The sequence below is a fragment of the Phenylobacterium sp. genome (assembly GCF_036963605.1).
GTDB lineage: Bacteria > Pseudomonadota > Alphaproteobacteria > Caulobacterales > Caulobacteraceae > Phenylobacterium.
The window spans coordinates 1-26,464 of sequence record NZ_JBALUY010000029.1 but is presented as its reverse complement, the minus strand read 5'-3'; the positions used below and the strand labels follow the sequence as shown (position 1 = coordinate 26,464).

Here is a 26,464-nt window from a genome sequence, read left to right as displayed (position 1 = left end):
GGGCCGTCCGACTCAGGCGCATCGTCTGGGTAACCGCGGTCCGATGGTCGAGCCTTGCTTGTATCAGAGGGGGCCGGCCAGGAGTGAAAGCATCATGTCCGAGACAAAGACCCTACCTGTCCTGCCCTTGCGCGACATTGTCGTGTTTCCCCATCAGCCCGTGCCCCTCTTCGTGGGACGGGAAAAATCCGTGCGGGCGCTCGAAGAGGCCATGCGCAACGATGGTAAGGACATCCTTCTGCTGACGCAGAAGGACAAGGACGAGGACGATCCCGCGCCCATCGCCATCTATGATGTCGGCGTTGTCGCCACGATCCTGCAACTGCTCAAGCTGCCCGACGGCACCGTCAAGGTGCTGGTGGAAGGCAAGACCCGTGCGGGCGTCGCCCGCTACACGTCCCAGAGCGACTACTACGAGGTCGAGATCGCCGACCTCCCCGATGACAGCCTGGCCTCGGCCGAGGCTGAAGCCCTGAGCCGCGCCGTGGTCGAGCAGTTCGAGACCTATGTGAAGCTCAACAAGAAGGTGCCGCCGGAGGCCCTGGCGGCCATGCCGCAGATCGAGAACCCCGGCGAGCTGGCCGACCGCGTCGCCTCTCACCTGTCGGTGAAGATCAGCGACAAGCAGGCCCTGCTGGAAGTCTTCGACGTCGTGAAGCGTCTCGAGAAGGTCTACGCCCTGATGGAGGGCGAGATCTCGGTGATGCAGACCGAGAAGAAAATCCGCAATCGCGTGAAGCGTCAGATGGAGAAGACTCAGCGCGAGTACTATCTGAACGAGCAGATGAAGGCGATCCAGCGCGAGCTGGGCGAGCAGGACGACACCCGAGATGAGCTGAACGAGCTCGAAAAGCGGATCAAGAAGACGCGCCTGTCCAAGGAAGCCCGCACCAAGGCTGAGGCGGAGCTGAAAAAGCTGCGCTCCATGAGCCCGATGTCGGCCGAGTCCACGGTCGTGCGGAACTATCTGGACTGGCTGCTCTCGATCCCGTGGGGCAAGGCCAAGCAGAAGCCCATCGACCTGACCCGGGCCGAAGCCATCCTCGACGAGGACCACTATGGCCTCGACAAGGTCAAGGAGCGGATCCTGGAGTATCTTGCTGTCCAGGCCCGCACCGGCGCACTGAAGGGCCCGATCCTGTGCCTCGTTGGCCCCCCCGGGGTCGGCAAGACCTCGCTCGGCCGCTCGATCGCCAAGGCGACGGCGCGGGAATTCGTGCGCGTGTCCCTGGGCGGGGTGCGCGACGAGGCCGAAATCCGCGGCCATCGCCGGACCTATATCGGCTCCATGCCGGGCAAGATCATCCAGTCGATGAAGAAGGCCAAGACCACCAACGCCTTCTTCCTGCTGGACGAGATCGACAAGATGGGCGCCGACTACCGCGGCGACCCGGCCTCGGCCCTGCTGGAGGTTCTCGATCCGTCGCAGAACTCCACCTTCGCCGACCACTATCTGGAGGTGGACTACGACCTGTCGCCGGTGATGTTCGTCACCACGGCCAACTCGCTCAACATGCCCCAGCCCCTGCTGGACCGCATGGAGATCATTCGCATCCCCGGCTACACCGAGGATGAGAAGGTCGAGATCGCCAAGCGTCACGTCCTGCCCAAGCTGACCAAGGACCACGGGCTGAAGCCCGAGGAGTTCGTGGTGCCCGAGGACGCGATCCGCGACCTGATCCGCTACTACACCCGGGAAGCCGGCGTGCGGTCGCTGGAGCGGGAACTGGGCAACCTGGCCCGCAAGACGGTCCGGGACCTGGGCCGCGAGTCGCTCACCAGCGTCACCATCGACGCCGAGCGGCTGGCCAAGTACGCCGGGGTGCGCAAGTACCGCTATGGCGAGACCGACGCCGAGGATCAGGTCGGGATCATCACCGGCCTGGCCTATACCGACTTCGGCGGCGACATCCTGACCATCGAGGCGGTCAAGATGCCGGGCAAGGGCCGCATGTCCATCACGGGCAACCTGAAGGATGTGATGAAGGAATCCATCGCCGCGGCAAATTCCTACGTCCGCAGCCGGGCCACCCAGTTCGGCATCGAGCCGCCGTCCTTCGAGAAGACCGACGTCCACATCCACGTGCCGGACGGCGCCACCCCCAAGGATGGGCCCTCGGCCGGGGCGGCCATGGCCACGGCCATTGTCTCGGTCCTGACCGGCATTCCGATCCGCAAGGAGATCGCCATGACCGGCGAGGTCACCCTGCGCGGCCGGGTGACCGCCATCGGGGGCCTGAAGGAGAAGCTGCTTGCGGCCCTGCGCTCCGGCGTCAAGACCGTGCTGATCCCGCAGGAGAACGAGAAGGACCTGGCCGATATCCCCGCCAAGGTGAAGGAATCCCTGGAGATCATCCCGGTGAACACCATGGACGAGGTCCTGGCCCAGGCCCTGGTGCGTGCGCCGGAGGCGATCGAATGGACCGAACCGCCGACCAAGCCGGGCGTCCCCACGGACGATGGCGAGGCCGAGGCGATCATGACGCACTAGGCGTCGGCTCTATTTCTGAGACGGCCAGCGGCGCGGGGGACCTCCCCCGCGCCGCTTCGTTTGACGCGCCCGGCGAAGCTCGCATAATCCCTTGGCGCGAAGGCCTTTGCCGCTGCCGAGCCTTCGCGAAAAAAACAGAAAAAGGGCAGGGAGAGGAAACGACAATGACCAAGGCTGAACTGGTCGCGGCCATGGCTGACAAGGCCGGCATCACCAAGGCGCAAGCCAAGGAGGCTCTGGAGGCCTTCATCGATTCCGTCACGGGGTCCTTGAAGGGGGGTGACGAGGTCCGGCTGGTGGGATTCGGCAGCTTCGTCCCGGTGAGCCGGGCCGCGGGGGTGGCGCGCAATCCCAGAACGGGCGAAAGCGTCAACCGTCCGGCGTCCCAGACCGCCCGCTTCCGCGTCGGCGAAGGGCTGAAGAACGCGCTGAACGCGTAGGGCTTGGTCCCTAGGGGCTGAGGATTCCGAAGGGGCGGGCGCCATGCGCGGCCGCCCCTTTTTCATGAGCGCGCGGCGGCAATTCTGCTCCGAATCTCGCGCCTGAGCGTCTAAGAACGCTGGCGAGGGCGGCTAGCTCAGTTGGTCAGAGCACCTGGTTTACACCCAGGGGGTCGGGGGTTCGAGCCCCTCGCCGCCCACCATATTTCCGGCCAACCCCCGTCGGGCGAAGGGCGCATGAGACATCGTCCCCTGGGCCGCACCGGGCTCACCGTCTCGGAGATCGGCTTCGGCTGCGCCAGCTATTGGGGGCTGTCCCGCTTCGACGAGGGCGAGGCCGTGCGGCTGGTCCACCGGGCGCTGGACCTCGGGATCACCCTCTTCGACACCGCCCCGGGCTATTCCCGCGGCGAGGCCGAGCCGCGGCTGGGGCGGGCGCTGAGGGGGCGCAACGTCTCGGGGCTGGTCGTCGCCACCAAGGTCGGCACCTTTCATGCGGGCGGCGGTCGCACAGGCCGCGATTTCTCGCCCGCCGCCATCACCGCCAGCGTCGAGGCCAGCCTCAAGCGCCTGGGGCTGGAGCGCCTAGCCCTGGTCCAGCTGCACGGGCCTGCGGCGGCGGAGCTGAACGACGACCTGTTCGCCGCCCTGGAACGCCTGCGCGAGCGCGGCCTGGTGGCGGCCTTCGGGGCCAACAGCTTCGATCCAGAGGTGATCGCGGCCGTCATCGCTGCGCCCAGCCTCGACGTGGTGATGCTGGATTACAATGTCCTGCGGCCGGAGCGGGTCGCTCTCATTGAGGCCGCCGCCGCCCGAGGCAAGGGCGTCCTGGCGGGGATGCCCCTGGCCATGGGTCACGTGGATGGCCAGATCCGCAAGGTCCGCGGCCTGCGCGACCTCTGGTACGCCGCCCGCGCGCTGAAGAACCATCGGGAGGAGCTGGCCTTGGCCGAACGGTTCGCCTTCCTGCGCCACCTGGAGGGTATGAGCGCCGCGCAGGCCGCCCTGGCCCATGTGCTGGCCAATCCGCACGTCGCCTGCGCTGTCACGGGCACCACGCGGCTGGCCCACCTGGAAGCCAATGCGGCCGCCTCGGGCCTGGTCCTGCCAGACGAGGTGCGCATGAAGATCTATGAGGCTCAGCAAGGCTGAGCGCGGCCGGCGTGCGAGACGGGCTTGGAGATCCGAATTGTGGGGGAGGGGGCGCCTGGTCTTCCGACTGGAAAACCATGGCGCGAGTGACGGGACTCGAACCCGCGACCTCCGGCGTGACAGGCCGGCGCTCTAACCAACTGAGCTACACCCGCTTAAGGGCCTCACGTCTCCGCGAGGCGCGTCTGATAGGTCCCGACCTGAATCGTGTCAACTGCCGATCAGCGGCTAATCGCGCTGGGCGGGGAATAATGCACGCCAGCCTGTGGACCGAGGGGAAGCTCCAGGGCCGACCACAGGCCGACGAGGATCAGGCCGGCGCTCATCATGGCCGCCGAATAGGGCAGCATGGCGCTGATCAGGCCGCCGACGCCGAAGCCCGGCCGCCAGCGCTGGCAGAACCCCAGGACCAGGGCGAAATAGGGCATCAGCGGCGAGGCCATGTTCACGCTGGAATCCCCCATGCGATAGGCGGCCGTCGTCATTTCCGGGCTGATCCCCAGCAGCATCAGCATCGGCACCAGCACCGGCGCGATGGCCGCCCATTTGGCCGAGGCCGAGCCGATCAGCATGTCGAGGGCGGCGGTCAGCACCACGATGGCCATCAGCAGCACCGGAATGGGCAGGCCGGTGGCGCGGATCGTCTCGGCCCCGTGGATGGCGATGATCACCCCCAGGTTCGACCAGGTGAACATGGCGATGAAGTGGGCCGCGGCGAAGGCCAGCACGATATAGGGCGCCATGGAGGCCATGGACTCCGAGGCCAGGCGCACCACGTCCCTGTCGGTGCGTATCTGACCGGTCAGCCGGCCATAGGTCAGGCCGCCGGCCAGGAAGAGGACGAAGAAGCCGGCCACCAGTGAGCGGAAGAAGGGCGTCCATCGGGCGGGCCCCTCGACGCTGCGGTCCACCAGCGGCGCGCCAGGCGCCAGAGCCAGGGCCGCCCACAGGAGGATGACCCCCAGGACGGCCACGCCGGACCAGATCAGGGCGCGGCGCTCGAGGGGCGACAGGGGCGTGTCCTGCGGCGGCAGGTTCTCCGGTGGGGTCCAGGGGCCAAGCCGGGGCTCGACGACGTTGGCGGTGACCCACCAGGCCACGGGAATGAACACCAGGGCGCCGGCCGCGGTGAAGTACCAGTTGCCGACCAGGTTGGCCGTCCAGGTGGGATCGATCAGCCGGGCGGCGGGCTCGGACAGGCCCAGGATGAGCGCGTCGAACTGGCCGGGCAGGGGGTTGCCGGCGAAGCTGCCGACCACGCCGGCGAAGGCTGCGGCGATGCCGGCGATGGGGTGGCGACCGACGGCGGCGAAGGCTGCGCCGGCCAGGGGCAGCAGGATGACGAAGCCCGAATCGGCGGCATGGTTGGCGATCAGGCCCAGGAAGATGACCACCGGCGTAACCAGCAGCCGCGGCGTGCGACTCATCATGGCGCGGATGGCGGCCGACAGCAGGCCGACTCGCTCGGCGATTCCCGCGCCCAGCATGATCAGCAGCACATAGCCGAGCGGCGCAAAGCTGGTCAGCGTGCGCGGCATCTCCACCAGCAGGGTCTGGATGTTGGCCGGCGTGAGCAGGCTCTGAGCGCGCAGGAGTTCGCCGTCGACCGGATTGATCGCGCTAACGCCGGCCCAGGCGCAGATCACGCTCGCCAGAACCAGGCCGCCGATGATCCAGGCGAAGATGAAGACCGGGTCGGGTAGACGGTCGCCCAGGCGCTCGATGGCGTCGAGCGCCCTATGGATAAAGGGTTTGGTGGTCAACTTCCCCTCCGGCTTGAGCGGGCAGCCTAGGGCGCGCCAAGGCCTGCGCAAACCTGCGTCACAGCTATTGCGAAGCATTCGCAAAATATATCGACGGGTGCACGCTTCAGCGGCGACCCTGACATCTCGCGACGTCTGGTCAGGGCAAGTGCGACGTCGCCGGTTGGCGTATCTCTGTTGCGGGAATCCGCTGTTTGAACCCTGCGCATTGCTGGTCTAGAAGGGCCCGCGACTCCTTCGAGGACTCCATGAACGCGTTCCTTCTGCAGTACCTGCCCATCGTGATTTTCCTGGGAATCGCGGCGGTTCTGGGCCTGGCCTTCGTGCTGGCCGCCGCCGTCCTGGCGCCCAAGGCGCCGGACCCTGAAAAGCTCTCGACCTACGAGTGCGGCTTCAACGCCTTCGACGATGCGCGGATGAAGTTCGATGTCCGGTTCTATCTGGTGTCGATCCTCTTCATCATCTTCGATCTCGAGGTCGCGTTCCTGTTCCCCTGGGCCGTCAGCCTGATGAACCTGCCCACCGAAGCCATGCAGTTCGCCTTCTGGTCGATGATGACCTTCCTCGGCGTGCTGACCGTCGGCTTCATCTATGAATGGAAGAAGGGGGCCCTGGAATGGGAGTGATCGTTCCGGCCAATTCGGCCGCCCGCGCCACGGTCGAGGGCTATGACGCCAAGATCCACGACCCCTTCTTTGACGGGGTCAACGACCAGCTGGCCGACAAGGGCTTCATCACCGCCGCCGCCGACGACCTGATCACCTGGGCGCGCACAGGCTCGCTCATGTGGATGACTTTCGGTCTGGCCTGCTGCGCGGTGGAAATGATGCAGGCCTCGATGCCGCGCTATGATCTGGAGCGCTACGGCTTCGCGCCCCGCGCCAGCCCGCGCCAGTCCGATGTGATGATCGTCGCCGGCACCCTGTGCAACAAGATGGCTCCGGCCCTGCGCAAGGTCTACGACCAGATGCCGGACCCGCGCTACGTCATCTCCATGGGCTCCTGCGCCAATGGCGGCGGCTACTACTATTTCAGCTATTCCGTCGTCCGGGGCTGTGACCGCATCGTGCCAGTGGACATCTATGTCCCGGGCTGCCCGCCCACGGCCGAGGCGCTGGTCTATGGCGTTCTGCAACTGCAGAAGAAAATCCGCCGGACCGGGACGATCGAACGATGAGCTGGCCTGTCTCCGCCGCCGACCTCCAGGCGCTCGGCCAGGCGATGGTCGCCAACAGCGCCGGCGCGCTGACCGGCGCCCATGTGGCCTTTGACGAGCTGTCCCTGACCGCCCCCCTGCCGCGCATCGTCGAGGCCCTGACCTTCCTGCGCGACCATCCGGACTATCGGTTCGAAGTGCTGATCGACCTGACCGCGGTGGACTATCCCGAACGCGAGAAGCGCTTCGAGGTGGTCTATCATCTGCTCTCGATGAGCAAGAATGTGCGCGTGCGGGTCAAGCTGGTGACCGACGAGGACACCCCGGTCCCCACCGCGACCCCGGCCTATCCTTGCGCCAACTGGTACGAGCGCGAGGCCTTCGACATGTACGGGGTCTTCTTCGAAGGCCATCCGGACCTGCGCCGCATCCTCACCGACTATGGCTTCCACGGCCATCCGCTGCGCAAGGACTTCCCCATGAGCGGCTATGTGGAGCTGCGCTATGACGACGAGCTCAAGCGCGTGGTCTATGAGCCGATTAAGATGACCGAGTGGCGCAACTGGGACTTCCTCAGCCCCTGGGAAGGCGCCGAGCGCGGCTTCGCCGCCCTTCCGGGCGACGAAAAGGCGGAGCCCAAGGCATGACCGGCGAAGTCGTCCCTGCGTCTGAGGCCCAGCTGGCCCACAGCCCCTCGACCGAAACCGAGATCCGCAAGTTCACCATCAACTTCGGTCCCCAGCATCCGGCCGCGCACGGTGTGCTGCGCCTGATCCTGGAGCTTGACGGCGAAGTGGTCGAGCGGGTCGACCCCCATGTGGGGCTGCTCCACCGCGGCACCGAAAAGCTGATGGAGTACCGGCCTTATCAGCAGACGATCCCCTATTTCGATCGCCTGGACTATGTGGCCCCGATGAACCAGGAGCACGCCTATGTGCTCGCCATCGAAAAGCTGTTGGCCGTCGAGGTTCCCTACCGCGCCCAGCTGATCCGGGTCCTGTATTCGGAAATCGGCCGCATCCTGAACCATCTGCTCAACGTCACGACCCAGGCCATGGACGTGGGCGCGCTCACCCCGCCGCTGTGGGGCTTTGAAGAGCGCGAAAAGCTCATGGTCTTCTATGAGCGGGCCTCGGGCGCGCGGCTGCACGCCAACTATTTCCGCGTCGGCGGCGTCCGTCAGGACCTGCCCGCCGCCCTGGTGGCTGATATTTCCGCCTGGTGCGACGCCTTCCCCAAGGCGCTGAACGACATCGACAGCCTGATCACCGGCAACCGGATCTTCAAGCAGCGCAACGTCGATATCGGCGTGGTCAGCAAGCAGGAGGCCCTGGACTGGGGCTTTTCCGGCGTGATGGTGCGCGGTTCGGGCATCGCCTGGGACCTGCGCCGCAACCAGCCCTACGAGTGCTACAATGAGCTGGAATTCGACATCCCGCTCGGCGTGAACGGCGACTGCTACGATCGCTATCTCTGCCGCATGGAAGAGATGCGCCAGTCGGTCCGCATCATGAAACAGTGCTGCGATCGTCTGGAAAAGACGCCAGGTCCGGTGCTGACCGAGGACAACAAGATCGGCGCCCCCCGTCGCGGCGAGATGAAGCGCTCGATGGAAGCGCTCATCCATCACTTCAAGCTGTTCACCGAGGGCTACCGGACCCCGGTCGGCGAGGTCTATGCCTGCGTCGAGGCCCCCAAGGGCGAGTTCGGCGTCTTCCTGGTCTCCGACGGCTCCAACAAGCCCTACAAGTGCAAGATCCGCGCGCCGGGCTATCCGCACCTGCAGGCCATGGACTGGATCAACCGCGGCCATATGCTGGCCGACGTCTCGGCCATCCTAGGCTCGCTGGACATCGTGTTCGGGGAGATCGACCGATGAACGCCGCAGCGACGCCGGCGCCGGCCGATCTCGCCCAGGGTCAACTGGACGCCTACAACGCCCAGGACGTGGACGCCCTCTGCGGCTTCTTCGCCCAGGATCTGGTTGTGGCCGACTTCAATGGCGCGGTGACGGTCGAAGGGCTCGATGCTTTCCGCGCCAAGCACGTGGCCCTGTTCGCCGAGCATCCGCAGAACCGCGCCGAGCTCGCCCACCGCGTGGTGATCGGCGGCCGGGTGATCGACCACGAGCGCGTCTATCGCCAGCCCGGGCCGGTCAGCTTCGAAGTGGCGGCCATCTACACCATCGCCGGCGGCAAGATCGCCCGCATCGACTTCGTCAAGTGAGGGGCATGTGAGCGTTCGTCGTCTTTCGCCCAACCAACCGTCCAGCTTCGCCTTCCAGCCCGAGACGCTGGAAAAGGCCAAGTGGTGGATCGCCAAGTTCCCGGCCGGCCGTCAGCAGTCGGCGGTGATCCCGATCCTGTGGCTGATTCAGAAGCAGGATGGCTGGGTCAGCGAGCCCGCCATCCGCGCCGTAGCCGAGATGCTCGGCATGGCCCGCATCCGGGTGCTGGAGGTCGCAACCTTCTACACCATGTTCATGCTGGAGCCGGTGGGCAGCGTCGCCCTGGTCCAGGTCTGTGGCACCACGCCCTGCCAGCTGCGCGGCTCCGAGAGCCTGATGTCGGTCTGCAAGCGCAGGATCGGCGCCAAAGACCACCTGTCGGCCGACGGCAAGTTCTACTGGCAGGAGGTCGAGTGCCTGGGCGCCTGCGCCAATGCGCCCATGGCGGCCATCAACGACTATTATTACGAAGACCTGACGCCCGAGAGCTTCGAGGCCCTGCTGGACGACTTCGCCGCGGGCAAGGCGCCGGCTCCGGGCTCGGCCACCAAGCGCCAAGGCTCGGCGCCTGAAGGCGGGCCGCTGACCCTGTCCGATCCGGCGCTCTATGACGGCTCGGCCGCCAAGCCGATGGCTCTTCCGAATGCCGCGCCCAAGGCGTCCGAGCCGGAGCCGACGGCGTGAGCGCGGAAGCTGACATCAAGGCGCGCTTCATGCGCATGGCGGTGATCAACCTCGTCTGCGTGCTGACGGCGATCGCCGCTGTGATTGGCGCGCTCGCCACCGGCCAGGACTGGCTGTTCGCCATCTTCGGCGTCGCTCTGGCCGCAGGGTTTGCGGCGCAGATCTGGTTCATCGCCGCCTTCCGGCGCGCGAAAGAAGGAGTTTGAGGGGCGTGGTCGGGATTCTGGAAGACAAGGACCGCATCTTCACCAACCTCTATGGCCTGCACGATTTTGGCCTCGAGGGCGCCAAGCGGCGCGGCGCCTGGAATGGCGTGCGGGAAATCCTGTCGCAGACCCCGGAGTGGATCTGCGACCAGGTGAAGAATTCCGGCCTGCGCGGCCGCGGCGGGGCGGGCTTCGGCACCGGCCTGAAGTGGACCTTCATGCCCAAGCAGGAGAGCGAGCGACCGCACTTCCTGGTGGTCAACGCCGATGAGTCCGAGCCCGGCACCTGCAAGGACCGCGAGATCCTGCGCAACGATCCGCACCTGCTGATCGAAGGCTGCATGATCGCCAGCTACGCGATCCGCGCGCACGCCTGCTACATCTACATCCGCGGCGAATATGTCTTCGAGCGCGAGCGGCTCGAAGCGGCGATCAAGCAGGCCTATGAGGCCAGGCTGATCGGCAAGGACAATATCCACGGCTGGGACTTCGACCTCTATGTGACCCACGGGGGCGGGGCCTATATCTGCGGCGACGAAACCGCCCTGATGGAGAGCCTGGAGGGCAAGAAGGGTCAGCCTCGGCTGAAGCCTCCGTTCCCGGCCGGGGCCGGCATCTATGGCTGCCCGACCACCATCAACAATGTCGAGACCATCGCCACGGTGGGCTCGATCCTGCGCCGCGGGGCCGAGTGGTTCGCGGGCTTTGGCCGGCCCAACAACACCGGCACCAAGCTGATGGCCATTTCCGGCCATGTGAACCGCCCCTGCGTGGTCGAGGAGACCATGTCGATCCCGCTGCGCCAGCTCCTCGAAGAGCATTGCGGCGGCATCCGTGGGGGCTGGGGCAATCTGAAGGCGGTCATCCCCGGCGGCTCGTCGGTGCCGATGATCACCGCCGAAATGGCCGAGAGCGCCCTGATGGACTTCGACTCCCTGCGCGAGATGCGCTCGGGTCTGGGCACCGCGGCGGTCATCGTCATGGACAAGGACGCCGACGTGGTGAAGTCGATCGCCCGGCTGTCCTACTTCTACAAGCACGAGAGCTGCGGCCAGTGCACGCCGTGCCGCGAAGGCACCGGCTGGATGTGGCGGGTGATGGAGCGGATGGTGACGGGCGAGGCCGACATGGCCGAGATCGACATGCTGCTCGACGTCGCTTCGCAGGTCGAAGGCCACACCATCTGCGGCCTGGGCGATGCGGCCGCCTGGCCGATCCAGGGTCTCTTCCGTCACTTCCGCCATGAGGTGGAGGATCGCATCACCCAGTACCGCGCCGGACGCCCGCACGTTCAGGGCGCCACGCTCGTGGCTGCGGAGTAAAAGACATGCCCATCGCAAAGGTCGACGGCGTCGAGGTCGAGTTCGAACCCGGCATGACGGTTCTGCAGGTGGCGGAGCTGGCCGGGAAGGAAATCCCGCGCTTCTGCTATCACGAGCGGCTGTCCATCGCCGGCAACTGCCGCATGTGTCTGGTCGAGGTGAAGCCCGGCCCGCCCAAGCCGCAGGCCTCCTGCGCCCTGCCGGCGGCCGAAGGCCAGGAGATCTTCACCGACACGCCGATGGTCAAGAAGGCCCGTCACGGGGTGATGGAGTTCCTGCTGATCAACCACCCGCTGGACTGCCCGATCTGCGATCAGGGCGGCGAGTGCGACCTGCAGGACCAGGCCATGGGCTATGGCCGCGACGATTCCCGCTATGGCGAGAACAAGCGCGCGGTCGAAGAAAAGTACATGGGTCCGCTCATCAAGACGGTGATGACACGCTGCATCCAGTGCACCCGCTGCGTCCGCTTCGTCACCGAGGTGGCCGGCGTGCCGGAGATCGGCCTGATCTCACGGGGCGAAGACGTTGAAATCACGACCTATCTCGACGCGGCGGTCACGTCCGAGCTGAGCGCCAACGTCATCGACCTCTGCCCGGTCGGCGCCCTGACCTCCAAGCCCTACGCCTTCAACGCCCGGCCCTGGGAGTTGAAGAAGACCGAGAGCGTCGACGTCATGGACGCCCTGGGCTCGGCCATCCGTGTCGACGCCCGCGGCCCGGCCGTGCTGCGCGTGCTGCCGCGCATCAATGACGACGTCAACGAAGAGTGGATCAGCGACAAGACCCGCTACGCGGTCGACGGCCTCTCGCGCCAGCGCCTGGACCGGCCCTATATCCGCGAGAACGGCAAGCTGCGTCCCGCGAGCTGGGCCGAGGCTCTCCAAACCGTAGCCGCCAAGGTGAAGGCGACCGCGCCCGAGCGCATGGGCGTCATCGCCGGCGACCTGCAGGACGCGGAGTCCATGAAGGCCGCGCTCGACCTGTTCGGCGGCCTGGGCGTGACCAGCCTGGACTGCCGCCAGGACGGCATGGCCCTGGGCGACGGTCCCCGCGAAAGCTGGCTGATGAACTCGACCCTCGCCGGGATCGAGGACGCCGACGTCATTCTGCTGGTCGGGACCAATCCCCGCCTGGAGGCGCCGGTGTTCAACGCCCGCCTGCGCAAGCGCTGGCTCGCCGGCTCCCTGCGGATCGGGGTCATCGGCGAGCAGGCCGACCTGAGCTATGGCTACGACTATCTGGGCGCCGGAACCGACACGCTGAGCGGCCTCTCCAAGTCCCGCAGCGACTTCGCCAAGGCCTTCAAGGGCGCCGAAAAGGCCGCCGTGATCCTGGGCGCCGGGGCGCTGGCCCGTGCCGACGGCGCGGCCGTGGTCAAGGCCGCGGCAGGCGTGGCCAAGACCTTCAAGGCCACCTGGAACGTCCTGCACACCGCCGCGGCCCGCGTGGGCGGCCTCGACCTGGGCTTCATCCCCCGGGAAGGCGGCAAGAGCGCGCTGGAGCTGACCGCCAAGGGCGGCGCCGACCTGCTGGTGCTGATGGGCGCCGACGAGGTGGACCTGTCGGCCACCGACGCCTTCGTCGTCTATATGGGCACCCATGGGGACGCCGGGGCGCACCGGGCCGACGTCATCCTGCCCGGCGCGGCCTATACGGAAAAGAACGGCCTCTATGTGAACACCGAGGGCCGGGTTCAGCGCGGCGAGCGGGCGGTCTTCCCCAAGGGCGAGGCCAAGGAGGACTGGGCCATCCTGCGGGCCCTGTCCGAACTGCTGGACGCCAAGCTGCCCTATGACAGCCTCGACCAGCTGCGCGCGCGTCTGTTCGCCGATCACCCCACATTCGGCCGAATCGACTATGTGCCTGAGACGCCCGGCGCGCTGGACCTTTCGGTGCTGGGCGGGGAGGGCGCTCTCTTGGACGCGCCCTTCGCGAGCCCCGTGAAGGCCTTCTATCTGACCAACCCGATCGCACGCGCCAGCGTGACCATGGCCGAGTGCCAGGCGCTCGTCCCGGGCGCCGAAAAGATCGCCGCGGAGTAGGGCATGGACGCCACCACCAATTTCTGGGCGACGCCAGGCGGCTGGACCCTGCTCGCCGTGGGCCAGATCCTGGCCGTCATGATCTGGATCCTGCTGTCGCTGGCCTTCCTGCTGCTGGCCGACCGCAAGATCTGGGCCGGCGTGCAGATGCGCAAAGGCCCTAACATGGTGGGCCCGTTCGGCCTGCTGCAGTCCTTCGCCGACTTCCTTAAGTTCGTGCTGAAGGAGATCGTCATCCCCGATGGGGCCGACAAGGTGGTCTTCATCCTGGCCCCCCTGATCAGCTTCGTCCTGGCGTTCGCGGCCTGGGCCGTGGTGCCGCTGGCCCCGGGCTGGGTGGTGTCGGACATCAATGTCGGCGTCCTCTACCTGCTGGCGATCAGCTCGCTGGGCGTCTACGGCATCATCATGGGCGGCTGGGCGTCCAACTCGAAATACCCCTTCCTGGGCAGCCTGCGTTCGGCGGCCCAGATGGTCAGCTACGAGGTCTCCATCGGCTTCGTGATCATCACCGTGATCCTGCTGGCCGGCACCATGAACCTTCAGACCATCGTCGCCCAACAGGCCGGCGGCTTCTGGAACTGGTATGTGTTCGGCGGCGGGCTCGCCAACCTGCCGATGATCCTGATCATGGTCCCGATGGCCGTGGTCTTCTTCATTTCGGCGCTGGCTGAGACCAACCGCCCGCCCTTCGACCTGCCTGAGGCGGAGTCCGAGCTCGTGGCCGGCTATCAGGTGGAGTACTCCTCCACCCCGTACCTGCTGTTCATGATCGGCGAGTACGCCAACATCGTGCTGATGTGCGCCATCATCACCATCCTGTTCTTCGGCGGATGGCAGGCGCCTTTCCCGACGCCCTTCCTCGAGAGCTGGCCCGCGACCGCGCAGAGCTTCTTCGGCTTCATGTGGTTCTTCGCCAAGACCGTCTTCTTCTTCTTCCTGATCGCCATGGTGAAGGCGATCGTCCCCCGGTACCGCTATGACCAGCTCATGCGCCTGGGGTGGAAGATCTTCCTGCCGACCTCGCTGGTGGCCGTGGTGCTCGTCGCCGCCTGGCGCGTCTTCGGTCCGGCCCAAGGAGCGATTTGATGAGTTTCGCCGCCCGTATCAGCCAGGCCGCCAAGGGCGCGGCGCTGATGGACTTCATCGGGGCCTTCGGGCTCGGCATGAAGTACATGATGCGCCCCAAGGCCACGGTCATCTATCCGAACGAGCGCAACCCGCAGTCGCCGCGGTTCCGCGGCGAGCACGCCCTGCGTCGCTATCCCAACGGGGAAGAGCGCTGCATCGCCTGCAAGCTGTGCGAGGCCATCTGCCCGGCCCAGGCCATCACCATCGAGGCCGAACCCCGGGACGACGGCAGCCGCCGGACGACCCGCTACGACATCGACATGGTCAAGTGCATCTACTGCGGCCTGTGCCAGGAGGCTTGCCCGGTGGACGCCATCGTCGAGGGGCCGAACCTGGAGTTCGCCACCGAGACCCGCGAAGAACTCTATTACGACAAGGAACGCCTGCTCGATAACGGGGACCGTTGGGAGCGGGAAATCGCAAAGAACCTAGAACTCGACGCGCCCTATCGCTAAGAGACAGGCGCGATTCCGGGGCTTTAGGACGTTGGCGTCCGACCTGGGCCATGCGCCCGGCGGGCGGACCAACCTGATGATTGAGGGGCGAAAGTAGAGCCGTCATGGCCTTGCAGGCGATCGCATTTTATCTGCTGGCGATAGTCACCATCGGCTCAGGCCTCGCCGTGGTGTCCGTCAGAAATCCCGTGCACTCGGTGCTGTTCCTGATCCTGACCTTCTTCTCGGCGGCGGGCCTCTTCCTGCTGCTGGGCGCCGAGTTCCTGGCGATGCTGCTGGTCGTGGTCTATGTGGGCGCCGTCGCGGTGCTGTTCCTCTTCGTCGTCATGATGCTCGACGTGGACTTCGGGGCGCTCAAGCAGGGCTTCGCCCGCTACATGCCCCTGGGCGGCCTGGTGGCCGGCATCCTGGCGGCCGAAATGATCGTCGTCGCCACGGCGGTGGCCACCGGTGGAGCTGCCAGCGGGCCGCGGGAGCCGATGGCGGCCCTCGACGGTCTCTCCAACACCGAGACCATCGGGCGGGTGCTCTACACCGACTATGTCTACTTCTTCCAGGCGGCGGGGCTGGTGCTGCTGGTGGCCATGATCGGCGCCATCGTCCTGACCCTGCGCCATAAGCCGGGCGTGCGCCGTCAGGTGATCGCCGACCAGGTGGCGCGCAACGCCGAGAACGGCATGCGCTCGGTCCAGATCAAGCCGGGCGAGGGAATGGGCGAATGACGATCGGTCTCAGTCACTATCTGGCGGTCGCCGCCATCCTGTTCACGATCGGGGTCTTCGGGATCTTCGTGAACCGCAAGAACATCATCGTCATCCTGATGTCGATCGAGCTGATCCTGCTGGCGGTGAACATCAATCTGGTCGCGTTCTCGGTCTATCTCCATGACGTGGTGGGGCAGATCTTCGCCATGTTCGTCCTGACCGTGGCCGCCGCCGAGGCGGCCGTGGGCCTGGCCATCCTCGTCACCTTTTTCCGTAACCGCGGCGGCATCGCCGTGGACGACGCCGCCGTGATGAAAGGCTGACGGAGCCCATGACCCCTCAGTCTCTCGCCATCATCCTGGTCTTCGCGCCCCTGCTGGGCGCGCTGATCGCGGGTCTGTTCGGCCGCCGCATCGGCGACTTCGCCTCGCAAGCCGTGACCACGGGCCTCCTGCTGCTCGCCTGCGTCCTGTCCTGGACCATGTTCATCCAGTGGACCTGGGGCGGGCTCGAAGCCTTCACGCTGACCCTGCTGCCCTTCATCAATGTGGGCGACTTCCAGTCGGCCTGGTCGATCCGTATCGACGGGCTGTCGGCCGTCATGCTGATCGTCGTCACTTCGGTTTCGGCGCTCGTCCACGTCTATTCGTGGGGCTACATGGCCGAGGACGACTCCCGGCCGCGCTTCTTCGCCTATCTGTCGCTCTTCACCTTCGCCATGCTGGCCCTGGTGACGGCGGCCGACTTCATGCAGCTGTTCTTCGGCTGGGAAGGGGTGGGGCTGGCCAGCTACCTGCTGATCGGCTTCTGGTTCAAGAAACCCACGGCCAACGCCGCCTCAATCAAGGCCTTCGTGGTCAACCGGGTGGGCGACTTCGGCTTCGCGCTGGGCATCATCACCGTGTTCTGGATGTTCGGCACCATCGAGTTCGCCGAGATCTTCCCGCGGGTTGAGGAATTCGCCGCCGTCGGCTGGCAGTTCGCCGGCCAGACCTGGCACGCCATGGACCTGGCCTGCGCCCTGCTCTTTGTCGGCGCCATGGGCAAGTCCGCCCAGTTCTTCCTGCACACCTGGCTGCCGGACGCCATGGAAGGCCCGACGCCGGTCTCGGCCCTGATCCACGCCGCCACCATGGTGACGGCCGGGGTCTACATGGTCTGCCTGCTGTCGCCGATGTTCGAATATGCCCCGGTGACCAAGCAGATCGTCACCCTGGTGGGCGCGGTCACGGCCCTGTTCGCCGCTACGGTGGGTCTGGCCCAGAACGACATCAAGCGGGTCATCGCCTATTCGACCTGCTCGCAGCTCGGCTACATGTTCTTCGCCGCCGGCGTCGGCGCCTATCAGGCGGCCATGTTCCACCTGTTCACCCACGCCTTCTTCAAGGCCCTGCTGTTCCTGGGCGCCGGGTCGGTGATCCACGGCATGCACCACGAGCAGGACATGCGGAAGATGGGCGCCCTGTGGAAGCTGCTGCCCGTCACCTATGCGGTGATGGTCATCGGCACCCTGGCCATCACTGGCTTCGGCATCCCCGACCTGCACCTGGGCTTCGCTGGCTTCTATTCCAAGGACACCATCATCGAGGCGGCCTATGCGGCCGGCCAAGAGAACGGCATCGCCTATTTCGCCTTCGTGGTCGGCATCCTGGCCGCGGCCCTGACCGCCTATTATTCCTGGCGGCTGGCCTTCATGACCTTCCATGGCCACGCCAAGTGGGGTCATGAGACCCACGACGACCACGCCCATGCGCCGGCCCAGCAGGTGACCCACGACGAGCCGCTGCCGGACGCCCACGACCACGGTCATCACCATGGCCACAAGCCGCACGAGAGCCCCCTGGTGATGGTAGTTCCGCTGCTGCTGCTGGCGCTGGGCGCGGTGGCCGCCGGCTTCGCCTTCGTCGAGCACTTCGTCGGCGACCACCAGGCCGAGTTCTGGCGCGGCGCCATCTTCACCGCGCCGACCAACCATGTGCTGGAACACGCTCACCATGTGCCGCAGTGGGTGCTCTATGCGCCTCTGGTGGCCTCCATGCTGGGCCTGGCCATCGCCTTCTATATCTATGTGCTGCGCGAGGGCCTGGGCGCCCGGATGGCGGCCAAGGAAGGCCCGGTCTGGAGCTTCCTGTACAACAAGTGGTTCTTCGACGAGCTCTACAACGCCACCTTCGTGCGCGCCGCCCGCGGCCTGGGCGACCTCTTCTGGAAGGTCGGCGACCAGAAGATCATCGATGGCGTCGGACCCAACGGCGTGGCCGCGGTCTCTGCGGCGATTGGCCGGCGGACCGGCAAGCTGCAGACGGGCTTCGTCTACCACTATGCGTTCGTGATGCTGCTTGGGGTGGCGGGGCTTCTGTCCTTCGCCCTCTTCGCCTGGGCGGCCTGAGGCGGGGATAAGTCATGACCGGCATTCTCTCGCTCATCACCTACGCGCCCGTCGCGGGCATTGCGGCCATCCTGGCCCTGCGGTTCATCGCGCCTGCGGGAAGCGCCAAGTCGGCTGACCTGGCCAAGTGGATCGCTCTCGTCACCACCCTGGCGACGCTGGCCCTGTCCCTGGTCATGCTCGGCCAGTTCGACCGCGGCACGGCGGACTTCCAGTTCGTCGAGGACTTCGCCTGGTTCGGCGGGCTCCATTATCGCATGGGCGTGGACGGCATTTCGGTGCTGTTCGTGGTGCTCACCGCCTTCCTGATGCCGCTCTGCATCGCCGCCTCCTGGCGCTCGATCGAACATCGCATCGAGGAATATCTCATCGCCTTCCTGGCGCTGGAGACCCTGGTCATCGGCGTGTTCTGCGCGCTCGACCTGATCCTCTTCTACGTCTTCTTCGAATTCGGCCTGGCGCCGATGTTCCTGATCATCGGGGTCTGGGGCGGCAAGAACCGGGTCTATGCGGCCTTCAAGTTCTTCCTCTACACCCTGCTGGGTTCGGTGCTGATGCTGGCCGCGGTGCTGGGCATGATCGGCATCACCGGCACCTCCTCGATCCCCGAACTGATGACCTACGACTTCGGTCAGGAGATCCAGATCTGGCTGTGGCTGGCCTTCTTCGCCTCGTTCGCGGTGAAGATGCCCATGTGGCCGGTGCACACCTGGCTGCCCGACGCCCACGTGGAGGCGCCGACGGCGGGCTCCGTGATCCTGGCCGGCGTGTTGCTGAAGATGGGCGGCTATGGGTTCATGCGCTTCTCGCTGCCCATGTTCCCCGACGCCTCGGTCTTCTTCACCCCGCTGGTCTTCGCCCTTTCGGTGATCGCCATTGTCTACACCTCGCTGGTCGCTTTCCGGCAGACCGACATCAAGAAGCTGATCGCCTATTCGTCGGTCGCCCATATGGGCTTCGTGACGCTGGGCATCTTCTCGGGCAACGCCCAGGGCGAGCAGGGCGCCATCTTCCAGATGGTCAGCCACGGCCTGATCTCCGGCGCGCTCTTCCTCTGCGTCGGCGTGGTCTATGACCGGATGCACACCCGCGAGATCGCCTTCTATGGCGGCCTGGTGAACCGCATGCCCTGGTACGCGGCCATCTTCCTGCTGTTCACCATGGGTAATGTCGGCCTGCCGGGCACCTCGGGCTTCGTCGGCGAGATCCTGACCATGACCGGCGCCTATCAGGCCTCCACCTGGGCGGCCATCGTGGCGGCCACCGGCGTCATCCTTTCGGCCGTCTACGCACTCAGCCTCTATCGGCGGGTCGTGTTCGGCGAGATCACCAATCCGGCCCTGGCCGAGATCAAGGACCTGAACTGGCGGGAGGTGGCGATCTTCGCCCCCCTGATCCTGGGCACCCTCTATCTCGGCATCTATCCGGCCGCCGTTTTCGACATCACCCAGGCCTCGGTCGACAATCTGGTCGCGGTCTACCGCGCTGCGACCGGCGGGTGAGGGGGCTTTTGCGATGAATTTCTCCGCTGATCTGAGCCTCGCCCTTCCCGAGGTGATCCTGGCCGCAGGCGCGCTCGCCCTGCTGGTCTGGGGCGCCTTCCAGAGTCGCGCCAACGCCGTGTTCAGCCTGGCCGCCGTGGCCCTGCTGGTCGCCGCCGGCGCCGCCGCCGTGCTGGGGCCCATGGGCCGCGGCTTCTCCGGCGGCCTGATCGCCGACCAGGCCTCGGCCTTCGCCAAGGTGGCCATCTATGCGGCCAGCGCCATCGCCATCCCCCTGGGCCAGCCCTGGTTCCAGCGCCGCGGCGTGAACAATTTCGAGTTCCCGGTCCTGATCATCCTGGCCGCGCTCGGCATGGGCATGATGGCCTCGGCCGGCGACCTGATCTCGCTCTATATCGGCGTCGAGCTTCACTCCCTGGCCCTTTACGTCCTGGCCGCCATCCACCGGGACAACGCCAAGGCCTCGGAAGCCGGCCTTAAGTATTTCGTCCTCGGCGCCCTGTCCTCGGGCCTGCTGCTCTATGGCGCTTCGCTGATCTACGGTTTCGCCGGCTCCACCCACTTCGACATCATCGCCCAGTCGGTCGAGGGCGGCGCGGGCGTGGGCGTGCTGTTCGGTCTCGTCTTCCTGATCTGCGGCCTGGCCTTCAAGATCTCGGCCGCGCCCTTCCACATGTGGACTCCGGACGTCTATGAGGGCGCGCCGACCCCGGTCGTGGCCTTCTTCGGCGCGGCCCCCAAGATGGCCGCCATGGTGCTGTTCGCCAGGGTCCTGGCCGAGGGCTTCGGCGGCGCGGCCGACCAATGGCGCCAGATCCTGGTGATCATCGCGCTCGCCTCGGTCGCCGTCGGCGCCTTCGCCGGCCTCGCCCAGAGCAACCTGAAGCGCCTGTGGGCCTATTCCTCGATCGCCAATATCGGTTACGCGGTCCTGGGCCTGGCCTCGGGCGACGCCGCCGGCGTTCAGGCCATGCTGGTTTTCATGGTCCTCTACATGGTCGACGTGACCGGCTTCTTCGCCTGCCTGGCGGCCCTGTCGCGGGATGGTCGTCCGATGGAGACGATTTCGGACATGGCCGGCCTGTTCAAGGAACGCCCCGGCATCGCCTTGGCCATGAGCGCCTTCGCCCTGTCGGCGCTTGGCCTGCCGCCCTTCTCAGGCTTCTGGGCCAAGTTCTATGTGTTCAAGGCGGCCATCGGCGCAGGGCTCGGCATTGCCGCGGTCTTGGCCCTGGTGGGCAGCGTGGTCGCGGCCTTCTACTACCTGCGCCTGATCAAGGTGATGTGGTTCGACCCCGCTGTGGGCGGCACCGACGCGCCGCCGGTGGAAGCCAAGGCCATCGCCATTGCGCTCGCCCTGTTCACCTTCCCCGTCGTCCTGGTGGCCCTGACCTTTATCGACCCGCTGGCTGCGGCTGCGGCCGCCGCCTTCGGCCTGGCCTGATTTGGCCAGCGTCCACCCGCCGATCGCGTTCTACGACGAGCTCGACTCCACCAACGCCGAGGCCCGCCGTCGGGCCGAGGCCGGCGAGGCGGGGCCTCAATGGATCGCCGCGCTCAACCAGACGTCTGGGCGCGGTCGCCGCGGCCGAGCCTGGGAGACGGGCTCAGGCAATCTGGCCGCCACCCTGCTGATGGTCACCGACCGAACGGCGGCCGAGGCGGCGCAGTTGTCCTTCGTCGCGGCCCTGGCTGCGGCCGACTTGGCCGAACGCTTCGTGGGCGCCGACCTGGTGAGCGTGAAGTGGCCCAATGACCTGCTGATCGACGGGCGAAAAGCTGCCGGCATCCTGGTGGAATCCGGCGCGCGGCCTGATGGACGTATCTGGCTGGCGGTCGGCATCGGCATCAATCTCGCCGCCGCGCCGATGGCCGCCGAGCGCCCGTCGTCCACCTTCGTCGAGCACATGTCTGGGCCGCCACCCAGCCCGCAGGACGCCCTTGAGGTCCTGGCGACGGCCTTCGAAACCTGGCGTAGTCTCTGGGCCAGCCGGGGCTTCGCGGCGATCGCCCAGGGCTGGACCCTGCGGGCCCATGGCCTGGGCCAGGCTTGCGTCGCCCGCCTGCCGCAGGAGACGGTCGAGGGGATCGCCGAAGGCATGGAGGCCGACGGCGCCCTGCGTCTGCGCCTGCGCGACGGTCAGATCCGGCGGATCACCGCCGGCGATGTTTTCTTTGGAGACGCCTGATGCTCTTGGCCATTGAACAGGGCAACACCAACACCCTCTTCGCCGTGCACGACGGCGACACCTGGATCGCCCAGTGGCGGGCGGCCACCGACTCCACCCGCACGGCCGATGAATACGCCGTCTGGCTCTCTCAGTTGTTGCACATGGCGGGCCTGCAGTTCGGGGTGCTGGACGCCTGCATCATCTCCAGCGTCGTGCCGCAGTCGATCTTCAATCTGCGCAACCTGGCCCGCCGCTATCTGCATGTGGAGCCCCTGGTGATCGGCGAGAACGCCAACCTCGGGATCGCCGTGCGGATCGACAAGCCGTCCGAGGCTGGCGCCGACCGCCTGGTCAACGCCATCGGCGCGCACATCCAATATTCCGGCCCGCTGATCGTCATCGACTCCGGCACCGCCACCACCTTCGACGTGATCGCCGAGGACGGCGGCTTCGAGGGCGGGGTCATCGCACCAGGCATCAACCTGTCGATGGAGGCCCTGCACGCCGCCGCCGCCAAGCTGCCGCGGGTGGCGATCCAGAAGCCCCAGCGGGTCATCGGCAAGGATACGGTGGGCGCCATGCAGTCGGGCGTCTTCTGGGGCTATATCGCGCTGATCGAAGGCCTGATCACCCGTATCAAGGCCGAATGGCCACAACCGCTGACGGTGATTGCAACCGGCGGCGTCGCTTCGCTTTTCCACGGGGCTAGTCTGGCGATCGACCACTTCGATCCCGACCTGACCATACGGGGTCTGCTGGAGATCCACCGCCGCAACCTCGGAGGCGCCTGATGGCCGCCCACAAAGACCAAGACGAACTCGTCTTCCTCCCGCTCGGCGGGTCGAACGAGATCGGCATGAACTTCAACCTCTACGGCTTCGGGCCGCCGCATGCGCGCAAGTGGATCATCGTCGATCTCGGCGTGACCTTCGGCGACCTGACGACGCCGGGGGTGGACCTGATCCTGCCCGATCCGGAGTTCATTGAGGAGCATGCGGACGATATCCTCGGCATCGTCCTGACCCACGCCCATGAGGACCATATCGGCGCGGTGGCCTGGCTGTGGCCGCGGCTGCGCGCGCCGCTCTACGCCACGCCGTTCACCGCCTTCCTGCTGCGCGAGAAGCTGCGGGAAGGGGGCCTTGAGGGCCAGGTGGAGATCAATGTGGTGCCGCTCGGCGGCCGCGTGACGCTCGGCCCCTTCGAGATTGACCTGATCACCCTGACCCACTCGATCCCCGAGCCCAACGGCCTGTCGATCCGCACGCCGCTGGGCACAGTCCTGCACACCGGCGACTGGAAGATCGATCCCGATCCAGTGCTGGGCGAAGCCACCGACGAGACCTTCATCCGCCAGCTGGGGGACGAGGGCGTCCTGGCCATGGTGTGCGATTCCACCAATGTGTTCGTCGAGGGCGAGTCCGGCTCCGAGGCCGATGTGCGCGATGCCCTGGCCCGCCTGATCGGCGAGCTGAAGGGCAAGGTGGCCGTCGCCTGCTTCGCCTCCAATGTGGCGCGGATGGATTCGGTGATCCGGGCGGCCGAGGCCAATGGCCGCCGGGTCTGCCTGGTGGGGCGCTCAATGCACCGCATGGCCGCCGCCGCCCGATCCGTCGGCCTGTTCAAGGGCCTGAAGGACTTCGTCAATGAGAGCGAGGCCGGCTACTTCCCCGCCGACTCCATCCTCTATCTCTGCACCGGCAGCCAGGGGGAGGCCCGCGCCGCCCTGTCGCGGATCTCCGAGGGCACCCACCCCCATGTGAACCTGGGCAAGGGCGATTCCTGCGTCTTTTCCTCCCGTGTCATCCCGGGCAACGAGATCGCCATTCGCAACCTGCAGAACCGCATGGCCGACCGCGGCGTGCGGCTCTACACCGACAACGATCACCCGGGCATCCACGTCTCGGGCCACCCCTGCCGGGACGAGCTGGCGCGCATGTACGCCTGGGCGCGTCCGCAGATCGCCATTCCCACCCATGGAGAGCGCCGCCACCTGCTGGAGCATGCGGCCTTCGCCCGGGATCTTCAGGTTCCGCAGACGGTCGCTCCGCGCAATGGCGACATGGTCCGCCTGGCGCCGGGCCGCGCCGAGATCATCGATGAGACGCCCGCCGGCCGCCTCTATGTGGACGCCAATGTGGTGGTCAGCGAGAACGGCGAGGCCCTACGCGAACGTCGGCACGCGGCCCACAACGGCGTGGTGACGGTGGCTGTCGTGCTCGATAGCCGCGGCAAGATCACCTCGGGCCCGCAGGTGCGCGCCATCGGCATGCCCACCGATGACGACTATCCCCTGGACGAAGCGCTCGACGATCTGGCCGAAGAGGCTGAGCGCGCCCTCTCACGCCTCTCCGGCGCCGACCGTGATCTGGATCAGGCCGTCGAGACCGCCATGTCGCGGGCCGTCAAGAAGGCCTGCCAGCGGGTGTGGGGCCGCCGGCCCGTGGTCGAGACCACGGTGCTGCGACTTTAGGGTCTTCGCGCCGTAGGGGCAGGGGGCGTATACCGGCGTCCATGATCGGGAAACTGAACCATGTGGGGGTCGCCACCCCCTCCATCGACGACGCTGTGCGGATGTATCGCGACGTCCTGGGCGCTACCTCCATCACCGAGAAATGGGCCATGGAGGAGCAGGGGGTCTGGGTCTGTTTCGTCAACCTGCCCAATTCGCAGATCGAGCTGATCGAGCCGCTGGGCGAGGACTCTCCGCTGACAGGCTTCCTGGCCAAGAACCCGGCCGGGGGGCAGCACCACGTCTGCTTCGAGGTGGAGGACATCCTGGCCGCTCGCGACGAGATGCGCTCCAAGGGCGCCACCGTGCTGGGCACGGGCGAGCCGCGCATCGGCGCCCACGGGACGCCGGTGATCTTCGTCCATCCCAAGAACATGGGCGGCGTGCTGGTCGAACTGATGGAAACGCCGAAGGAGGCCCACTGATGGGCGTTACGACCGCGATCGCCACCTATCTGATCATCTGGTGGGTGGTTTTGTTCGCCATCCTGCCGCTGGGCACCATCAGCCACGCCGAGGCTGGCATCGACAAGGGCGACGGCGGCGATCCCGGCGCGCCGGTGGATCCCAAGCTCAAGCGCAAGTTCATCACCACCACCTGGGTTTCGGCCATCGTCTTCGTGATCGTCTGGGCGGTGATCTGGTCGGGCGTCATTCCCATGCCCACGGGGCCTTCGAACTTCTAGGCCTGCCCCCGGCGCCCAGGCCTTGCGCGGCCGGCGGTCGCAACGCCTGCAAATTGGGCGAAGGCGGCGGCTCTTTCCGGCCCGCGCCCGAGATGGGCGCGCATCTGATGTTACGGGGGTTACAACGGTCTCAGCCAAGCGGCGACGCCGGCTTGCGTAGCGTTTTCCCCGATGACCAACTTGGAGGCCGCCCGCCTTTGCGCCGGCGGCCTTCTTTTCGACGCTTCGATTGCCAAGGTCAGACGCTCAGGGCTAATCAGGGCCTATTCCGAAGAGTCTGGTACGAAGGCCCCGAACGCATGCGTCTTTCGCGTTATTTCATTCCCACGCTGCGTGAGGCGCCCTCCGACGCCCAGATCGCCTCGCACCAGCTGATGCTGCGCGCCGGAATGATCCGTCAGGAAGCGGCGGGAATCTATGCCTGGCTGCCGCTCGGCCTTCGGGTCCTGAAGAAGATCGAGCAGATCGTCCGCGAGGAAATGGACCGCGCCGGCGCCATCGAGGTGCTGATGCCCACCCTGCAACTGGCCGACCTGTGGCGCGAGAGCGGACGCTATGACGACTATGGCGACGAGATGCTGCGCATCACCGACCGCCACGAGCGCGACCTTTTGTACGGCCCCACCGCCGAAGAGGTGATCACCGAGATCTTCCGGGCGCATGTGAAGAGCTACAAGGACCTGCCGAAGAACTTCTACAACATCCAGTGGAAGTTCCGCGACGAGCGCCGCCCCCGGTTCGGAGTGATGCGCGGCCGGGAGTTCCTAATGAAGGACGCCTATTCCTTCGACATCGACGAGGCTGCCGCCCGCCGGTCCTATAACCGCATGTTCGTGGCCTATCTGAACACCTTCGCCCGCCTGGGCCTGAAGGCGGTGCCCATGCGCGCCGATCCCGGCCCTATCGGCGGCGATCTGAGCCACGAATTCATCATCCTGGCCGAGACCGGCGAGAGCCAGGTCTTCTGCCATCGCGACCTGGTGGAGATGCCGCCCCCTGGCGACGTCGATTGGGACGGCGACCTGCAGCCCATCGTCGACCAGCGCACCGCCCTCTATGCGGCCACCGAGGACATGCACGAGCAGGCGCGCTTCGAGTCTGAGGTCGGCGAGTCCGACCGCCTGTCGGCCCGGGGCATCGAGGTCGGCCACATCTTCTATTTCGGCGAAAAGTACTCCAAGCCCATGCGCGCCGTGGTCACCGGGCCTGACGGCCAGGAGCGGCCCATCCATGGCGGCTCCTACGGCGTCGGCGTCTCGCGTCTGGTGGGCGGCATCATCGAGGCCAGCCATGACGATGCCGGCATCATCTGGCCGGAGTCCGTGGCGCCCTTCGGCGTGGCGGTGATCAATCTGCGCCCCGGCGACGCGGCCGTGGATCTGGCCTGCGAGCAGGCCTATGGCGCCCTGCGCGACGCCGGCAAGGATCC

At 66.6% G+C, this 26,464-nt stretch carries 26 protein-coding genes and 2 tRNA genes; 26 read left to right on the top strand and 2 right to left on the bottom strand.

The window, feature by feature from the left end; all coding sequences use genetic code 11:
• Window positions 1-94 precede the first annotated feature (94 nt).
• From lon to V7702_RS07415, 4 genes are all read left to right on the top strand, one after another.
• A complete protein-coding gene (lon, locus tag V7702_RS07430) occupies window positions 95-2,491 on the top strand; it encodes an endopeptidase La (RefSeq protein ID WP_335649497.1) in 2,397 nt (798 codons plus the stop codon).
• A gap of 164 nt (window positions 2,492-2,655) precedes the next feature.
• Window positions 2,656-2,931: an HU family DNA-binding protein gene (locus V7702_RS07425; RefSeq protein WP_300576261.1), complete on the top strand. Its 276-nt coding sequence runs from the start codon at window positions 2,656-2,658 to the stop codon at window positions 2,929-2,931.
• A gap of 126 nt (window positions 2,932-3,057) precedes the next feature.
• Window positions 3,058-3,134 (top strand) — tRNA-Val (locus tag V7702_RS07420).
• A 34-nt stretch (window positions 3,135-3,168) separates the two neighbouring features.
• Window positions 3,169-4,083 (top strand): aldo/keto reductase, encoded by a 915-nt coding sequence (locus tag V7702_RS07415; protein WP_335649496.1) that lies wholly within the window; start codon window positions 3,169-3,171, stop codon window positions 4,081-4,083.
• A 78-nt stretch (window positions 4,084-4,161) separates the two neighbouring features.
• On the opposite strand, the gene V7702_RS07410 is transcribed toward V7702_RS07415, so the two are convergent.
• Window positions 4,162-4,238, bottom strand: a tRNA-Asp gene (locus V7702_RS07410).
• 66 nt (window positions 4,239-4,304) lie between these two features.
• A complete protein-coding gene (locus tag V7702_RS07405; protein ID WP_335649495.1) occupies window positions 4,305-5,846 on the bottom strand; it encodes an AbgT family transporter in 1,542 nt (513 codons plus the stop codon).
• Between the two features lie 248 nt (window positions 5,847-6,094).
• On the opposite strand from V7702_RS07405, the gene V7702_RS07400 reads away from it, so the two are divergent.
• From V7702_RS07400 to proS, 22 genes are all read left to right on the top strand, one after another.
• A complete protein-coding gene (locus tag V7702_RS07400; protein WP_293409186.1) occupies window positions 6,095-6,472 on the top strand; it encodes an NADH-quinone oxidoreductase subunit A in 378 nt (125 codons plus the stop codon).
• The gene (locus tag V7702_RS07395; protein ID WP_300576279.1) at window positions 6,442-7,023 is read left to right on the top strand and encodes a NuoB/complex I 20 kDa subunit family protein; all 582 of its coding nucleotides are present in this window, start codon (window positions 6,442-6,444) and stop codon (window positions 7,021-7,023) included. The genes V7702_RS07400 and V7702_RS07395 overlap by 31 nt, the downstream gene beginning before the upstream one ends.
• Entirely contained in the window at window positions 7,020-7,649 is a 630-nt protein-coding gene (locus tag V7702_RS07390) for an NADH-quinone oxidoreductase subunit C (protein ID WP_335649494.1), read from the top strand. The genes V7702_RS07395 and V7702_RS07390 overlap by 4 nt, the downstream gene beginning before the upstream one ends.
• Window positions 7,646-8,881 (top strand): NADH-quinone oxidoreductase subunit D, encoded by a 1,236-nt coding sequence (locus V7702_RS07385; protein ID WP_335649493.1) that lies wholly within the window; start codon window positions 7,646-7,648, stop codon window positions 8,879-8,881. The genes V7702_RS07390 and V7702_RS07385 overlap by 4 nt, the downstream gene beginning before the upstream one ends.
• Window positions 8,878-9,228 carry a nuclear transport factor 2 family protein gene (locus V7702_RS07380; protein WP_335649492.1) on the top strand — a complete coding sequence of 117 codons (351 nt, stop codon included), beginning with the start codon at window positions 8,878-8,880 and terminating at the stop codon, window positions 9,226-9,228. The genes V7702_RS07385 and V7702_RS07380 overlap by 4 nt, the downstream gene beginning before the upstream one ends.
• A gap of 7 nt (window positions 9,229-9,235) precedes the next feature.
• On the top strand, window positions 9,236-9,913 hold the full coding sequence (nuoE, locus tag V7702_RS07375; RefSeq protein ID WP_335649491.1) for an NADH-quinone oxidoreductase subunit NuoE: 678 nt from the start codon (window positions 9,236-9,238) through the stop codon (window positions 9,911-9,913).
• Window positions 9,910-10,119 carry a hypothetical protein gene (locus V7702_RS07370; RefSeq protein WP_335649490.1) on the top strand — a complete coding sequence of 70 codons (210 nt, stop codon included), beginning with the start codon at window positions 9,910-9,912 and terminating at the stop codon, window positions 10,117-10,119. The genes nuoE and V7702_RS07370 overlap by 4 nt, the downstream gene beginning before the upstream one ends.
• Before the next feature lie 5 nt (window positions 10,120-10,124).
• Window positions 10,125-11,441: an NADH-quinone oxidoreductase subunit NuoF gene (nuoF, locus tag V7702_RS07365; protein ID WP_335649489.1), complete on the top strand. Its 1,317-nt coding sequence runs from the start codon at window positions 10,125-10,127 to the stop codon at window positions 11,439-11,441.
• Window positions 11,442-11,446: 5 nt separating this feature from the next.
• Window positions 11,447-13,486 (top strand): NADH-quinone oxidoreductase subunit NuoG, encoded by a 2,040-nt coding sequence (gene nuoG, locus V7702_RS07360; protein ID WP_335649488.1) that lies wholly within the window; start codon window positions 11,447-11,449, stop codon window positions 13,484-13,486.
• 3 nt (window positions 13,487-13,489) lie between these two features.
• A complete protein-coding gene (nuoH, locus tag V7702_RS07355; protein WP_335649487.1) occupies window positions 13,490-14,575 on the top strand; it encodes an NADH-quinone oxidoreductase subunit NuoH in 1,086 nt (361 codons plus the stop codon).
• Window positions 14,575-15,072: an NADH-quinone oxidoreductase subunit NuoI gene (gene nuoI / locus V7702_RS07350; RefSeq protein ID WP_304716208.1), complete on the top strand. Its 498-nt coding sequence runs from the start codon at window positions 14,575-14,577 to the stop codon at window positions 15,070-15,072. Before nuoH ends, nuoI begins: the two co-directional genes overlap by 1 nt.
• Before the next feature lie 104 nt (window positions 15,073-15,176).
• A complete protein-coding gene (locus tag V7702_RS07345) occupies window positions 15,177-15,794 on the top strand; it encodes an NADH-quinone oxidoreductase subunit J (protein WP_335649486.1) in 618 nt (205 codons plus the stop codon).
• Entirely contained in the window at window positions 15,791-16,099 is a 309-nt protein-coding gene (gene nuoK / locus V7702_RS07340) for an NADH-quinone oxidoreductase subunit NuoK (RefSeq protein ID WP_304716206.1), read from the top strand. Before V7702_RS07345 ends, nuoK begins: the two co-directional genes overlap by 4 nt.
• Window positions 16,100-16,107: 8 nt before the next feature.
• Window positions 16,108-18,165, top strand: coding sequence for an NADH-quinone oxidoreductase subunit L (nuoL, locus tag V7702_RS07335; RefSeq protein WP_335649485.1), 2,058 nt, complete (start codon window positions 16,108-16,110; stop codon window positions 18,163-18,165).
• Between the two features lie 14 nt (window positions 18,166-18,179).
• Window positions 18,180-19,667, top strand: a complete 1,488-nt coding sequence (locus V7702_RS07330; protein WP_335649484.1) for an NADH-quinone oxidoreductase subunit M — start codon at window positions 18,180-18,182, stop codon at window positions 19,665-19,667.
• A 13-nt stretch (window positions 19,668-19,680) separates the two neighbouring features.
• Window positions 19,681-21,111 (top strand): NADH-quinone oxidoreductase subunit NuoN, encoded by a 1,431-nt coding sequence (gene nuoN / locus V7702_RS07325; RefSeq protein WP_335649483.1) that lies wholly within the window; start codon window positions 19,681-19,683, stop codon window positions 21,109-21,111.
• A 1-nt stretch (window position 21,112) separates the two neighbouring features.
• Complete coding sequence (locus tag V7702_RS07320; protein WP_335649482.1) at window positions 21,113-21,856, top strand: biotin--[acetyl-CoA-carboxylase] ligase; 744 nt, start codon at window positions 21,113-21,115, stop codon at window positions 21,854-21,856.
• Window positions 21,853-22,629: a type III pantothenate kinase gene (locus V7702_RS07315; protein ID WP_335649506.1), complete on the top strand. Its 777-nt coding sequence runs from the start codon at window positions 21,853-21,855 to the stop codon at window positions 22,627-22,629. Before V7702_RS07320 ends, V7702_RS07315 begins: the two co-directional genes overlap by 4 nt.
• Window positions 22,629-24,311: a ribonuclease J gene (locus V7702_RS07310; RefSeq protein WP_335649481.1), complete on the top strand. Its 1,683-nt coding sequence runs from the start codon at window positions 22,629-22,631 to the stop codon at window positions 24,309-24,311. The genes V7702_RS07315 and V7702_RS07310 overlap by 1 nt, the downstream gene beginning before the upstream one ends.
• Window positions 24,312-24,352: 41 nt before the next feature.
• Complete coding sequence (gene mce, locus V7702_RS07305) at window positions 24,353-24,775, top strand: methylmalonyl-CoA epimerase (protein WP_335649480.1); 423 nt, start codon at window positions 24,353-24,355, stop codon at window positions 24,773-24,775.
• Window positions 24,775-25,035 carry a DUF1467 family protein gene (locus V7702_RS07300; RefSeq protein ID WP_335649479.1) on the top strand — a complete coding sequence of 87 codons (261 nt, stop codon included), beginning with the start codon at window positions 24,775-24,777 and terminating at the stop codon, window positions 25,033-25,035. Before mce ends, V7702_RS07300 begins: the two co-directional genes overlap by 1 nt.
• A gap of 299 nt (window positions 25,036-25,334) precedes the next feature.
• On the top strand, window positions 25,335-26,464 hold a 1,130-nt coding region (proS, locus tag V7702_RS07295), incomplete at its 3' end, for a proline--tRNA ligase (RefSeq protein WP_335649478.1).